The sequence below is a fragment of the Mucilaginibacter gynuensis genome (assembly GCF_039541195.1).
Classification (GTDB): Bacteria; Bacteroidota; Bacteroidia; order Sphingobacteriales; family Sphingobacteriaceae; genus Mucilaginibacter; species Mucilaginibacter gynuensis.
The window spans coordinates 709,902-724,074 of sequence record NZ_BAABFT010000001.1 but is presented as its reverse complement, the minus strand read 5'-3'; the positions used below and the strand labels follow the sequence as shown (position 1 = coordinate 724,074).

14 protein-coding genes are annotated in these 14,173 nt (G+C 44.9%); 8 read left to right on the top strand and 6 right to left on the bottom strand.

The window, feature by feature from the left end; translation table 11 throughout:
• Positions 1 to 4: 4 nt before the first annotated feature.
• The 4 genes from ABD894_RS02970 to ABD894_RS02955 form a co-directional block, all read right to left on the bottom strand.
• On the bottom strand, positions 5 to 1,294 hold the full coding sequence (locus ABD894_RS02970) for a DNA polymerase Y family protein (RefSeq protein WP_345209492.1): 1,290 nt from the start codon (positions 1,292 to 1,294) through the stop codon (positions 5 to 7).
• A gap of 245 nt (positions 1,295 to 1,539) precedes the next feature.
• Positions 1,540 to 3,714, bottom strand: a complete 2,175-nt coding sequence (locus ABD894_RS02965) for a TonB-dependent receptor (protein ID WP_345209491.1) — start codon at positions 3,712 to 3,714, stop codon at positions 1,540 to 1,542.
• Between the two features lie 63 nt (positions 3,715 to 3,777).
• Entirely contained in the window at positions 3,778 to 3,999 is a 222-nt protein-coding gene (locus ABD894_RS02960) for a hypothetical protein (RefSeq protein WP_345209490.1), read from the bottom strand.
• A gap of 131 nt (positions 4,000 to 4,130) precedes the next feature.
• Positions 4,131 to 4,742 (bottom strand): WbqC family protein, encoded by a 612-nt coding sequence (locus ABD894_RS02955; RefSeq protein WP_345209489.1) that lies wholly within the window; start codon positions 4,740 to 4,742, stop codon positions 4,131 to 4,133.
• Positions 4,743 to 4,778: 36 nt separating this feature from the next.
• Between ABD894_RS02955 and ABD894_RS02950 the strand changes: the two genes are divergently transcribed.
• Positions 4,779 to 5,660, top strand: a complete 882-nt coding sequence (locus ABD894_RS02950; RefSeq protein WP_345209488.1) for a lysophospholipid acyltransferase family protein — start codon at positions 4,779 to 4,781, stop codon at positions 5,658 to 5,660.
• Entirely contained in the window at positions 5,660 to 6,757 is a 1,098-nt protein-coding gene (locus ABD894_RS02945) for a glycosyltransferase family 2 protein (protein ID WP_345209487.1), read from the top strand. The genes ABD894_RS02950 and ABD894_RS02945 overlap by 1 nt, the downstream gene beginning before the upstream one ends.
• A gap of 437 nt (positions 6,758 to 7,194) precedes the next feature.
• On the opposite strand, the gene aroQ is transcribed toward ABD894_RS02945, so the two are convergent.
• Positions 7,195 to 7,614, bottom strand: coding sequence for a type II 3-dehydroquinate dehydratase (gene aroQ, locus ABD894_RS02940; RefSeq protein ID WP_345209486.1), 420 nt, complete (start codon positions 7,612 to 7,614; stop codon positions 7,195 to 7,197).
• A gap of 42 nt (positions 7,615 to 7,656) precedes the next feature.
• On the opposite strand from aroQ, the gene xerD reads away from it, so the two are divergent.
• Entirely contained in the window at positions 7,657 to 8,556 is a 900-nt protein-coding gene (gene xerD, locus ABD894_RS02935) for a site-specific tyrosine recombinase XerD (RefSeq protein WP_345209485.1), read from the top strand.
• Positions 8,557 to 8,702: 146 nt separating this feature from the next.
• Here the strand turns inward: xerD and prmC are convergent, their stop codons facing one another.
• The gene (gene prmC / locus ABD894_RS02930) at positions 8,703 to 9,602 is read right to left on the bottom strand and encodes a peptide chain release factor N(5)-glutamine methyltransferase (RefSeq protein ID WP_345209484.1); all 900 of its coding nucleotides are present in this window, start codon (positions 9,600 to 9,602) and stop codon (positions 8,703 to 8,705) included.
• Positions 9,603 to 9,635: 33 nt separating this feature from the next.
• Here prmC and ribD point away from each other — a divergent pair, with 33 nt between their 5' ends.
• The 5 genes from ribD to mgtE all read left to right on the top strand — a co-directional run bounded on the left by ribD (position 9,636) and on the right by mgtE (position 14,167).
• Positions 9,636 to 10,691 (top strand): bifunctional diaminohydroxyphosphoribosylaminopyrimidine deaminase/5-amino-6-(5-phosphoribosylamino)uracil reductase RibD, encoded by a 1,056-nt coding sequence (gene ribD, locus ABD894_RS02925; protein WP_345209483.1) that lies wholly within the window; start codon positions 9,636 to 9,638, stop codon positions 10,689 to 10,691.
• Positions 10,692 to 10,738: 47 nt separating this feature from the next.
• Entirely contained in the window at positions 10,739 to 11,551 is an 813-nt protein-coding gene (locus ABD894_RS02920; protein WP_345209482.1) for an EamA/RhaT family transporter, read from the top strand.
• Positions 11,551 to 12,165: an IMPACT family protein gene (locus ABD894_RS02915; RefSeq protein ID WP_345209481.1), complete on the top strand. Its 615-nt coding sequence runs from the start codon at positions 11,551 to 11,553 to the stop codon at positions 12,163 to 12,165. The genes ABD894_RS02920 and ABD894_RS02915 overlap by 1 nt, the downstream gene beginning before the upstream one ends.
• A gap of 283 nt (positions 12,166 to 12,448) precedes the next feature.
• Positions 12,449 to 12,727 carry a hypothetical protein gene (locus tag ABD894_RS02910; protein ID WP_345209480.1) on the top strand — a complete coding sequence of 93 codons (279 nt, stop codon included), beginning with the start codon at positions 12,449 to 12,451 and terminating at the stop codon, positions 12,725 to 12,727.
• Between the two features lie 90 nt (positions 12,728 to 12,817).
• Positions 12,818 to 14,167 (top strand): magnesium transporter, encoded by a 1,350-nt coding sequence (mgtE, locus tag ABD894_RS02905; protein WP_345209479.1) that lies wholly within the window; start codon positions 12,818 to 12,820, stop codon positions 14,165 to 14,167.
• Positions 14,168 to 14,173: the final 6 nt, after the last annotated feature.

The window sequence follows — 14,173 nt, the reverse complement described above, 5'->3', positions numbered from 1 at the left end:
CACGTTACTGTTTATCAGTAATCATATAATCCTGATCCGTCAGGTCTTTTACCGAACCAAAGCCAATAACATCTTTTATCACCTTGCCATCGGTTAGTTCAACGGCACGTACCAGTTTTTCGCTGCCGAACTTACCTTTTATGGCATGCATGGCTTTAAGGGCGGTTTCCTGGCGGTCCATGTCTTCAAACAGACTGTACATTTTATCGCCATTGCCAATAAAGTTGGTTACGGCCACCCGCATTTGGGTAATTTGGGTATTCATAACGGGAGCCGAACCCGTGGCTTCTTCAAATTTATCAATGCGGATACGGATCATGCGCATCAGGCTTACGGCATCCTGCACCGGGGTGCTGATGGTAAAGGCATCGTCCCAGCGGGTATTATCCTCGTACCGGGCAGTAAAACCTATTGATTTACAGTAGAACTTATGGTGTACCATCCGCTTTTCGAGGGTGAGGCACAGCGTCATGAATAGTTGATCTATATAGTCAATATTCTTGCGCTTTTCGGCCGAGATCTGCCGCATGGCCTGCATACCGCGGTAATCGTGCGCTACAATATTGGTTTCAATAAAGTTGAGCCGGTAATGCCAGTAAACGCCCTCTATACTCTTAAATACAGCTTTCAGTTTTTGCGGAGTAGCATACCGCATTTCCAGCGGGGTAGTAATGCCATTGCGTTCCAGCCGGTACGACATGTTCGACCCAATTCCCGGCAGATCGCCAAGCCGCAGTGTCTTCAATATATCATCAATGTTCTGCTCGGTGATCATAATTAATCCGCCTCGCTTTTTACCATAAACCGAACCCAGTTTGGCCAAAAAGGCATTAGGCGCCATACCGATAGAGCAGGTAAGCCAGTCGCCCACCTTTTGTAAAATATCGCGCTGTATGTTTTTGGCCACCGTAAAGGGATCGGCATAAGGATAATTGGTCAGGTTAATGATCGCTTCGTCAATACTTTTAGGCACCACATCATTACAATACTGCTTAATTACATTGATTATCCTTTTATGGTATTCGCGGTAGCGTTCCGGGTTACTTTCAATCGGGATAAAATCGGGGCATTGCTCTATTACATCATTCAGGCGCATGCCCGCCTTTAAGCCACGTTCTTTGGCTTCGGTAGATAATGAAATTACGCAGCCAAACTTACCAGTGTACACACAAACCCCGCAAGGCCGGCCACGCAGCCAGAAATTTACCTGCTGCTCGCAACGGGCAAAAAAGCTGTTCATATCAACAAACAGTACCCGTGGTTCGGTTTTTTTATTTACGGAGTTTTGATTCACAAAAACAAAATTGCTAAAAATATTAGTAATTTAAGTGTATTGTGAATAAGTTTTTTTAGATCAGTTTGAAAGCTACAAAAGTTAGATTCAATAATCGTCAACCTGAAATTTGACTTTGCTCTCTTCGTGGTTCGCCTTTGTAACCTTTGTGGTTTATTTTACCACAAAGGTTACAAAGGTTTGCACAAAGGTTATAGAGATTCGTAGCCGTTTTATTGGTGAACTTAAAATAGCTTTATTGGCAATCACAACCTGAATTTCACACCACCATTCACCACAAAACCATCCAGCGGGGCATAAATATCTTTAAAGGTAGGGTTGCTGATACTGCCGGTATATATGCTGCCAAATTTGGTTTGGCGGGTATCGGTAAGGTTTTCAAAGTTGATGAATATTGAGAAGCGTTCCCATATTCGTTCTGCCATTAAACCGGCTGTCCAGTAGCTGTTGCCGGTGCTGCCGTCGTTAAGTTTTTGTTTGCTGAAAAAATAGGCCTCGGCACCAATTTTCCATTGATTTTCTACCTCAAACATCAATACATTATTTAACCTGTGCGGCGATACCAGCGGATAAGCATCAATGCTATTACCAATATGCCTGCTTACATCAGCATAAGTATAGCCTAAAAACAGCTTGAAATCGCCATAAGTAAGCTTTACATTGGTTTCTATCCCTTTGGTATTTAAATCGCCGCCGGGTTGTTGATATTGCAGGTTACCGTTAGGCAAGGCGTTAAGCAGCAGCGGATTTTCTATCCGTGTATAAAAGAATAACTGGTTAACGCTAAAGCTAACCGAGTTGTTAAACAGCCCTGTGCGGTAGTTGATATCGTAATTGGCGCCATAAGAGCGCTCGGCTCGGGTTTCGGATACGTTAACGGGCAACACATTTCTGAATTGGATGCGTTCGGCATCTTCAGTAAATACGTTAGGCGCTTTATAACCTAAACCACCGCCTAAGCGGGTAGATACCTGCGGACTGATCTTCCACAAGCCTGAAATGCGGGGCAACACAAAAAAGCCATAGTTATTGTGATAATCGCCCCTTAAGCCCGATTCTAATATGAAAACCTTGCTTACATCCCAGGTGTTTTGCACAAAGCCGCCTATGGTATTCTGCCGGTAACTGCGCAGCGGGAAATTGCTGTTGCGGTTCTCGGTGAAATTATCGGTAAGGTAATTGAGCCCGGCCACCCAATCGGTAGTTTCGCCGTGACTGGTGTAATTGGCTTCGCTATAGGTAGATGTCTGGCTACCCGAAAACAGGTAATCGGGCAGACGGATGCCGCGTTTATAGTAACTCACGCTGTTTTTAACAGACAGCTTTTGATTAGGATTGATGTTATGATCGAGCTGTAGCTGTGTACTGTAACGCTGTGTATTGTTCTGCTCAAAGTAGGAGTGCAGGGCATCGCCATTGCCTTCAATAAAGTGGAGATCACCGCCCGTACGGTCTTCAATAGTTGCGTTGATGCCCGCCGTAAGTGTGGTGTTGGTATCGAAGTAAACAAACAGTTTAGGATTTACAGTGACCCGGTTGAATTTGGGGATAGCCGTCAGATCGATATCTGATGGATCATAAGGTGAACCATGGTTATAAGCCGCGTAAACCGTAGCCCCAAGCTTGCCATACTTTTCGCTGTAAAACGCGCTGGCATCAAGGCCTTTGGCCGATGTGCCGTTAAGTAAAAAGTTAAGCTGCCGCTGCTCTTCGGGTGTTTTCGATACCAGGTTAACCAAACCCGCGATAGCGCCGCCGCCATATAATGTTGATGATGATCCTTTTATAACTTCCACCTGTTTCAGATCAAGCGGTGCTACCTGCAATAAGCCCAGTCCGCCCGAAAAGCCTGAATACAACGGAAAGCCATCGCGGATGATCTGCGTGTATTTACCATCAAGCCCTTGTATGCGTATGCTGGAGTTGCCGCTGGTGGCCGATGTTTGCTGTGTTTGTATGCCGGTACTTTCGGCCAGTAGCATACGGATATCGCCGGGTTTCATATTGGCTTTCTCGTCCATTTCCTCGCCCGATATTACCTCAACTCGGGTAGGTATATTGGCAATGGTACGGCTACTCCGTGTAGCGCCAATGGTAACCTCGGTAAGGGTTTCGCCTTCGGCGTTCAGTTGTATAATTAAAGGCGTAGTTTGCACCAGCGGAAATGTCAGCGTATCAATGCGTGTGGCATAGCCTACGAAGCTGAATTGTATAATTTGTAGCCCATTAGGTATGTTAACTAAAGTAAGCATACCCGATGTATCGGTTGATGCGCCTTTATCGCTGCCTTGCAGCTGAGCAGTCGCGCCGGTCAGTTTTTCGCCGGTTTCGGCATCTTTAATAATAGCCTTAAATGTATTTTGCGAATAGGCCGCGGCAGTATATAGCAGTGCCATTAAAAGCACTATCAATTTTTTCATGTGAATGAATATAAAGTTAACCAATGTAAATGCGGACTGTAATGTGTCCGATGAGGAAAAGGGTTAACTTAATTTTGGCGGCTGCCAGATGGAAAGACTGATCTCCTGAAGATGAGCTTGCCTGTAAACCGTATTGGCCTTAACAGGTGATAGAACCAAACGGATGGCCTGATGCACCAATGGTTTTACCGCGACAAACCCTGTACAGGTGCCACAGGTGAAAAAAGGGGAGCAGGCATGGCATTCTTTATCTTGGGTAGGTTTGTTTGCCGCTTCTTTTTTCACGATGGACGAGGTTACATTGCAATCATTATCCGCACAGCATGGCCTTGCCGACAGCAAAAACACGTAAACAGATAATATGATACACAATAACTTCACTACGCAAAAATATCAGAATAAACGGAATGGCGGTGTTAAATATAACTTAAAGCCTGCGGCCCCTGGTTAAACAACAAATCGACAATACTTAAATTGGGTATGAAGCCACTGCGTTCATCAAATACCTGAAAATAGGGTTTGTGGCCTTCTGTGTAAGATTTTTTAGCGTTGAATGCCGAACGCAGGTCAATTACACCCTCATATCCGGCCTCGTAAGTGGGAGTGAAGTTGAGCTCTGTTTTTATCTTCAACAGCTTAAGCAGCAGTTCAAACAATTGCTGATTATAATCAAAAAGGAAATCAATCTTTTTTTCGTAAAACGGCACGAAATCATCCTCGTAATATTCAAAGTAAGCCGATCGGCGGTAGCAGGTTTGCAGGCTCATCCAGTGCAGGCGTTGCCACCTGAAATCGTAACTGATGCGTACATCCTTTATCTTGGTATGATTTTTTGAACCTTTTATTACAGGAACAACAAGCGTTAGCACGCCATCGGGCGAGTAGATGTTGGCCCGGTTGCGGTAAGTTTGTTTCGGGAAGTGTTCTTCCTGCTCAATAAATATATGGGGCTTGTAAGTGTTAAATTGTGTGAAATACTCTACCGGTGGCAGATAAAACAATGGAAGCACTGCGCCTTTATCAATCATATCTTTTATGTTTGTGGTCAAATTTCGCAGAAATAAATGATAAATAAAGGGCTTTCATATATAGGTATCTTCTTTTTGTACCTCGTATCGTTATTGCCTTTTTGGTTTTTATACCTCATTAGCGATGTGATATTCGTTTTGGTATATCATGTAATTGGCTATCGCAGAGGCGTTGTGCGCGAGAACCTGGCCAACTCCTTCCCCGAAAAAAGTGAAGCCGAACGCCGGGAGATTGAACGAAAATTTTTCCGCTACTTTGCCGACCTCGTGGTGGAAACTGTGAAGTGCATCAGTATAAGTGAAAAGACCATTTTAACACGTATGAACGTGCTCAATACCGAATTGCTGGATGAGTATTTTGGTAAAGGTAAGAGCGTTATTGGCGCGGTAGGGCATTATGGCAACTGGGAAATAGCGGCGCAACGGTTTAGTTTTATAACCGGAGAGCGCAGGATGATCATCTATAAGCCTTTGAGTAATAAGATATATGATGATTTTTTTATCAGGATACGGTCGCGCTTCGGCGCTACGTTGGTGGCTATGCGTAATACGCTGCGTAAAATGGCCGAGTATCGTAAAAACTTATCGATAAGCGTACTCGTGGCAGACCAGACACCTGTGAAGCACGAGGCGCATTACTTTACCACGTTTTTAAACCAGCCAACCGCTGTTTTTTTGGGGGTTGAAAAGGTATCGAAAATGCTGGATGCCGTAGTGATATTTTGTGATATAAAGCGGGTGAAAAGAGGCTATTATACTTGTACCTTTGTGCCGCTTACAGAAACTCCTAAGGCTACCGCTGAATACGAGATAACAGAGCTGCACGTAAAATATTTAGAAAGCATGATAAGGCGGGAACCGCAATACTGGCTATGGTCGCACAGGCGGTGGAAGTTTAAGCCGGAGGATAAACATTAATGAGTAATACACCTAAAGTTGCCGTAGTAATATTAAACTGGAACGGCATGAAGTACCTTCAGCAATTTCTTCCGTCGGTATTAGCATCAACCTGGCCAAACCTGGATATTGTAATGGGCGATAATGCCTCTACCGATGGTTCGGTAGCTATGGTAAAAAGCCTGTATCCCTCAATAAAAATAATAGAGAATGCCGATAACTATGGCTTTACGGGCGGTTACAACCGTGTACTGGAGCAGGTAGAGGCCGACTACTTTATCCTCCTTAATTCGGATGTTGAAGTGCAGCCCGGATGGATTGAACCCGTTATAGCCATGATGGAGGCCGACCCGCAGGTGGCTGCCGCCGCGCCAAAAATACGCTCTTATGCTCAAAAGGACAGCTTTGAGCATGCCGGGGCGGCAGGCGGCTTTATAGATAGTTTTGGTTACCCGTTTTGCCGCGGCCGTATGTTTTACCAGATAGAGCAGGATCACGGGCAATATGATCAATCGGGCGAGGTATTTTGGGCATCGGGCGCGTCCCTGTTTATCAAAAAGCATTGCTGGGATGAAGCAGGTGGCTTCGACGACCGTTTTTTTGCACACATGGAAGAAATTGACCTGTGCTGGCGCTTAAAGAACCTGGGCTATAAAATAATGTACTGTGCCGAATCAACCATATTCCACGTAGGCGGCGGCACGCTGAATACCGAAAATCCGTTTAAAACATACCTCAACTTCCGCAATAATCTGCTGCTGCTTAAAAAGAACCTGCCCTTTGGCAGGGCGACTTTTGTAATTGGCATGCGTTTTATGCTCGATTTAATGGCGCTTTTACGCTTCCTGAGCGAAGGCAAGCGCAAGGATGCCTGGGCGGTAAGCCGTGCCCATCAAAACTTTGTCCGCAACCTGTTTAAGCGTAGTCCACAGGTATGCCGCTCGGGTAAACCACATATTAAAAAACTGGCCGACGGTACCTCGCACGAAAACGGCCATGCCAAACCGGATAACCACCGCTCGCTAACGGGCATGTTTAACGGCAGCATTGTAGCCGAGTTTTTTGTCAGGAAAAAAACGAAGTTTACCGATTTGCCTGCGGAACGCTTTTTTAAATAGGGGCGTTGATTGGCGGGTATGCTTTTCCGTCAACAAACAGCTTCGGGCGAAAGCGGGCAGAACTGTGGTGGCCAAGAGAGCGCAAAGGCGGACATTTGAACTTGTTGCATGTGGGGTGGAAATGAGCGGCGGGGCAAAAGTTCCAGCCCCAAGTTCTGCACGGTTTGCAGGGAATGGCCAAGTGCGGCAAAGAAGCCTTTTGCTGGACAAGGGTTTTGTTACTTTTGCCCTCAAAAGTAATGGGGTACTGCGCCCAAGAGCAGGCTGACGTTAATTACAGCACAAGCACATCCTAAGTAGAGATTGCTTCGTGCCTCGCAATGACGATAATTTATAAATCATTGATTATTAATCGTATTCTTTCAGCTTGTTCTCCTTTTATACATTCACGCACTTAGTAACCTTTAGAGCAATTACAAATATTTTGGAGCGATATATCAACCGTTAATCAAATTCTCAATAGCCAAACGGTACGAATCCATTCCGAAACCCGCAATTACACCTTTGCAGTTACGTGCCAGTAATGATGAATGCCTGAACTCTTCGCGCTTGTAAACGTTTGATATATGCACTTCAATAACGGGTGTGTTAATGCCTGCAATGGCATCGCCAATGGCAACTGACGTATGAGTATAAGCTCCGGCATTGATCACAATACCATCGGCACTAAAGCCAACTTCGTGCAGTTTATTAATAATTTCGCCCTCAACATTACTTTGGTAGTAATTAATGGTGATGTTTGCAAAGCGGGTGCGTAATTGTTCAAGGTAGGCTTCAAAACTGGTGTCGCCGTAAATTGATTTTTCGCGAACGCCAAGCAGGTTTAAATTGGGGCCGTTGATTATTTGTATATTCATTGTGCCCAAACTTAGCTATAAAACATTAAAAGTAAAATCAAATTGAACTGGCAATCGGCAATAAAGGGGTTTCAGGCGTATTTAAAATTGGAGCGGTCTTTATCGCCCAATTCTATCGAAGCCTACAGCAGGGATATAGAAAAACTGGCCCAATTTGCCGACAGCAATGAGCTTAAGCTAAAGCCTGAAACCGTTACCCTGGCCGATCTGCGGCGATTTATACAATGGGTGGTTGAGCTGGGCATGATCCCTTCCTCGCAGGCACGGATACTGTCGGGAATCAAATCTTTTTACAAGTATTTGCTGATGGAGGATATGATTACCATTGATCCGTCGGAACTGCTGGAATCGCCACGCATACAGCGCAAACTGCCAGATACGCTGAGCTTTGAAGATATCGATAAAATTATTGCCGCTATTGATCTTTCCAAACCTGAAGGACCTCGTAACAAAGCCATCATAGAGGTGCTGTACGGCTGCGGCTTGCGGGTATCTGAACTGACCGAGCTACGGCTTTCTAACCTTTATCTCGATATTGAATTTATAAAAGTAACCGGCAAAGGCAATAAAGAACGACTGGTGCCTATCGGCGAATCCGCTGTAAAGGCACTCAAAATATACATTAAAGAACTACGGGTACACGTTGCCCCGAAAAAGGGGGAGGACGATATCGTTTTCCTGAACCGCAGGGGGACAAGGATAAGCCGGGTTTTTATCTTTATGATTATCAAGGAGCTGGCCATACTTGCCGGAATAAATAAAACCATCGGTCCGCATACGTTCAGGCATTCGTTTGCTACCCACTTGGTAGAAGGCGGCGCCGACCTCCGTGCCGTACAGGAAATGCTCGGCCATGAAAGCATAACCACCACCGAAATTTATACCCACCTGGACAGGGAGTACCTGAAAAGTACCATAATTCAGTATCACCCGAGAAATTGATGAGTTGAGGTTTCAGGTTCGTGGGCGAGGTTCGGGTGAAAGAAATCAATATATCGAATACAATAACTCTTCTACGTTGTAAGTTACTTTGTGTAACTCCGTGTCAATCTCTGTGTACTTTGTGGTTAAAATATAAAGCAGATAACTTAAATATTCAAAATAGCTTTTATCATCCTGTCCCTACCGCTCATATCTTTCTTTAACTCGATATTGATGAAGTTATTTTGTTTGAGCAGATCAACTGTTTGTTCACCATAGCTTTCATTTATCTCGAAGAAAAGTAACCCATTAGCAGCAAGGTTTTCATTAGCAAATTCGGCTATGGCCCGGTAAAATATCAGCGGGTCATGTTCGGGCACAAACAGGGCTGTATGCGGTTCAAAATCTGTTACGTTAGTGTGCATCTGCAATTTGTCTTCCAAAGTAACATAAGGCGGATTACTTACAATAATGCTGAATTTTGACTGATCTTCATCTACACCCAAAGCATCCATCTTAAACGCAGGGTTCAGTATATCATCCTCCATAAAATGAACTTCAACCTCGTTCAACACCGCGTTTGCTTTAGCCGTTGCCAGTGCCGCGGGTGATATATCCATAGCCGACACATCGGCAACATGCAAGTACTTTTTCAGGCTGATAGCGATGCAGCCGCTCCCGGTACCAATATCCAGTATCTTAACTTCACCACCGGAACCTGAAACCTCAAGCCCGGCCACTGACCCCAAGATCCACTCCACCAGTTCCTCCGTTTCCAGTCGTGGGATGAGTACGGCAGGGTTAACCTTGAATTTTAAGCCATAAAATTCAGTTTCGCCCAAAACATATTGTAAAGGTTTGCCGGTTTGCAATTCACTTAAAATGCGGCTTAATTCGTGGGTATTGGCGGCGTCAAGTTCCTTTTCGGGGAAAGCTTTGATATGGGCTTTTGATGTATCCAGCATTTCGGTAAGCACGGTAAGCGTAATAGCCTCCGTTTCATGCGGGTCGTACAGTCCGTTTAGCGCTTCCCTGAAATTATTAAATACATCCTTTACAGTTTCCATGCAACAAAGTAACATAAAAGCTACTTTTGCACCATGCCCCAACACGAAAAATATATGCAGCGCTGCCTGCAATTGGCCGAAATTGGCATAGGCAGCGTTAGCCCTAACCCAATGGTGGGCGCTGTTATAGTGCATGAAGGTAAAATAATAGGCGAGGGCTATCATCATAAATACGGTGAAGCACATGCAGAGGTGAACGCTATTAACGTGGTGATTGCCAAATACCCGAACCACGCCGACCTGCTGGCTCAATCAACCATTTATGTATCGTTAGAGCCCTGCGCGCATCACGGTAAAACACCGCCCTGTGCCGATCTGATCATTAAACATCATATCCCCACAGTGGTAGTAGGCTGCCGCGATCCGTTCGCGCAGGTTGACGGCAAGGGGATAGAGAAACTCATCGCCGCAGGCACAGAGGTAATAACCGGGATATTAGAGGCCGAGTGCCAATGGCTCAACCGTCGTTTTTTTACGAGGGTGCAAAAACATCGCCCATACATTATTTTAAAATGGGCGCAAACCCAGGACGGCTTTTTTGCCCCGGCAGATAAATGCCAGTACTGGATAACAGGTACAGAAGCCCGCAAACTGGTGCATAAGTGGCGCAGTGAAGAAGACGCGATACTGGCAGGTAAAAATACCGTTGCCATTGATAACCCGCAGTTAAACAACCGTTACTGGGCAGGCAAATCGCCAAAGCGGGTAATTATCGACAGAAGGTTGGAGCTGCCTGCTACTTTAAATGTGTTTGATAATTCGATTGAAACACTGGTGTTTAACGAAATTAAAACCGATTTGGTGGGCAAAACAACGTATATTGCATTGGAAGATTTTGATCGGTTTGTGCCGCAGTATATTTTGTTCCAGCTTTATCTGCAAGATATTCAATCGGTAATTATTGAAGGGGGCGTGCATACGCTTAACTCATTTATTGAGGCCGGTTTGTGGGACGAAGCACGTATTTTTACCGGCGGTGCCGACTTGCTGAACGGTATAAAAGCACCGAAAATTTACGGTATACTTGCAGCTGAAGACGCGATAGGAGATGATCGTTTAAGAGTTTTATATAATAAGCCTAACCATTAATGCTTTACGTTTTTTTAAGTATTTGCTGCAGCGTAATAGTATCTGTTATGCTGAAGCTTGCCCGGCGTTACCAGATAGATATTTACCAGGCCATCACCTGGAATTATTCGATAGCTATACTGTTAACCTGGTTCTTTTTTAAGCCCCAACTGCAAGGCCTGCAAAACGCGCCTTATGTTAACTATTTGGTATTAGGTGTACTGTTGCCGTTCCTGTTTGTTATTATCGCCTTTTCAGTGCGTATAACGGGCATTGTACGTACGGATATTGCCCAGCGGCTTTCACTGTTCATACCCGTTGTAGCTTCGTTTTTATTATTCAGCGAGCAGTTAAGTGCCGGTAAAATAGCAGGCATTGTATTGGCGTTTACGGCTATTGGCTTTTCCATACCTCAGCAGGATAAAAATAATTACCACCGCACACCGGCAAAAGGCTGGCTGTACCTGCTACTCGTTTTCGCGGGGATGGGGGTGATCGATATCCTGTTCAAGCAAATCGCCGCATTTAAGGAAGTGCCTTACACCACCTCGCTGTTGCTCGTGTACATTGTATCGTTCGTGTTTGCCATAATCGGCTTAGTGTACAGGTTTGCTACCAAAAGGTCTGTGTTTTCGTGGCCGCACATTATGTTCGGTTGGATACTGGGCGTAGCCAATTTTGGTAATATCCTGTTTTACCTTAAAGCGCACAGGGCATTATCGGTAACTCCATCGGCCGTGTTCGCGGCCATGAATATCGGCGTAATTGTGCTGGGTTCGCTGGTAGGCTTGTTCGTGTTTAAAGAAAAACTGAGCCTGCTGAACAAGATTGGGATAGGAGTGGCTATTGTAGCCATAGTGGCGATTTACTACGTTGTGTAATGCTTTTTGAAGATACTTATTTAACTATACAAAAGCCTGCCGAAGGCATATTCAGAGATCGCGGCAGCAAGTTCCTGGCTTTTGCTTATCCCATTACATCTGATAAGGAGATTAAAGACCTTGTAGCCGCTCTGAAATCGGCACATCCAAAAGCCAACCACCATTGCTGGGCCATGCGCTTAAGTCCCGACCGTTCCGTTTTCAGGGTTAACGACGATGGCGAACCATCGGGTACCGCAGGCCGGCCAATACTAAACACTCTGCTGTCGCATAACCTTACCAATATACTGGTAGTAGTGGTGCGTTATTTCGGCGGTACGTTATTAGGCGTGCCGGGTTTAATTAATGCCTACAAAGCAGCAACTGAAGAGGCCATTAAGGAAGCCGCCATCATCGAAAAAACGGTAAACGATTTCTATACAATAGGCTTCGATTACCTGCAAATGAACGACATCATGCGTATCATCAAAGAAGATGACCTGACCATCATAGAACAACAATTTGATAATGATTGCACCATAACGCTCTCCATCCGCCAATCGGCTGTAAACCGGGCTTTAGGCAAAGTAAACGGGGTAGATGGGGTGAAGGTGAAGTATTTGTATAGCAGGTAGGCTTTATGTTGTGAGTTGTGAGTTGAAGGTTGTGAGATAAGGCAATTATTCAAATCCCCTCCTCGGAGGGGGCGGGCGGGATCAGAGCGGTGGCAGGGGTGGGTTTATGCGATATTCTCGGTAGATAACATGTTTTAGAAACCCACCCCGCCTTTACACAATGCCTCACGCGCCCCCTCCAAGGAGAGGATTCAAAAAAAACATCTCAAAACAAATATTTCCCAAAACAATCACTCAACAATGATGTTGCTACTATTATAAACATCAAATCTGCCTTAATATCATGAACAGCCTGCCTTTGGGAATCTATCTCGAAAACGAGAAACGGTTCGAGTTTGACTTTGTTAAACATCTTTTAAAAATCAGTTATTTTAAGGACGCTAAATTATCAAGTACCATCGTATCGCCTTTCAGGCTGATAAAAAACGAGGAGCACTTGTATTTGCTTATCCATAATTACGACAGATCGGGCGAGCGAAAAATTATGGTTGAATCATTCGGACAAGACGAACTGGTGATCAATCATGAGAATACCTCTTACAAGCTTAAAAAAGTGGCTTAACTAAAGTATTGCAATTTTTAATGCCGGGGTGACAACAAATCACCCTTTTTTTGTTCCTGATTGTGGCATAATTGCTTATTTTAGTCGGATATGCAATCATTTGAAATTGATAAATCAGATCTGCTGCGCATTAAAACCGCGTTGGAGGGGGATGATGCTGAGTTAGAGAAGGTTCTGAAAGAGTATCATGCTTCGGAGATTGCCATAATTTTTGAGCGGCTGCCGCAGGAAGCTAAAGAGCGTATCATCAACGTATTGCCTACCGTTATGGCATCGGATGTTATTGCCGAAATGGATGAGGAGCATCACCCCGAAGATATCCTTATCAGCCTCGATCCCGAAAAACGTTCTGAAATTGTTGAAGAGCTCGACTATGACGTTGCTACCGACATCATTTCTCAGCTGGATGAGGACGAGCAGCATGAAATATTAAGGGATATTGACCAGGAGGATGCCAGCAACATCCGTAACCTGCTTAACTATGCCGAAGATACCGCCGGTGGTTTGATGAACACCGAGGTAATTAAGGTAAATATCAACCTCAATAAAAAAGAAGCCTTAGACGAGATCATCCGCCAGTCGGAAGAGATGGAGGAGTTCTATACCATTTTTGTGATTGATGATGCCGATACGCTGAAAGGTCTGGTATCTATCAAAAACCTGATAAAGGCCCGTGCCGATGCGAGGGTGAGCGATTTGGTGGTGACAGATTTTGTATACGTAGCCGCCGATCTTGACCAGGAGGAGGTTGCCCGCCTGATATCGCAGTACAATGTTACCAGCGTACCGGTGGTTGATAGCCACATGAAATTGCTGGGCCGCATTACGGTTGATGACATTATCGACGTAATGGAAGAAGAGAATACCGAGGATATATTGAAGATCTCCGGTGTATCAGAAGATGAAGAACTAAGCGGTAACTGGCAGGACGCGATAAAAAGCCGCCTGCCCTGGCTGGTGATCAACCTGGCTACGGCATTTTTGGCGGCATCCATTATTCGCGGGTTTGATTCAACGGTGGCTAAGCTCTCTATTATATCGGCCTATATGACCATTATTGCAGGTATGGGCGGTAACGCGGCTACGCAGGCTTTGGCGGTTACCGTACGCCGTATTTCGTTGAGCGATCTTACCGACAGGCAGGCCTATAATACCGTAATAAAAGAGTTTTTAGTGGGGATGATTAACGGTGCTTGCAACGGTTTGATTGTTTTCGGTGTGGCATTATTTTACGATGGTAACCCAAAACTTGGCCTTGTGCTGTTTTTAGCCATGACGTGTAACTTGTTGATAGCCGGTATAACAGGCGCTTCTATCCCTTTGATTTTGAAGCGTGTAGGGATTGATCCTGCCGTGGCATCGTCTATAATAATTACTACTTTTACTGATTGCTTCGGCTTTTTGCTGCCACTTTGGTTAGCATCCAAGCTTTTATTATAAATTTGA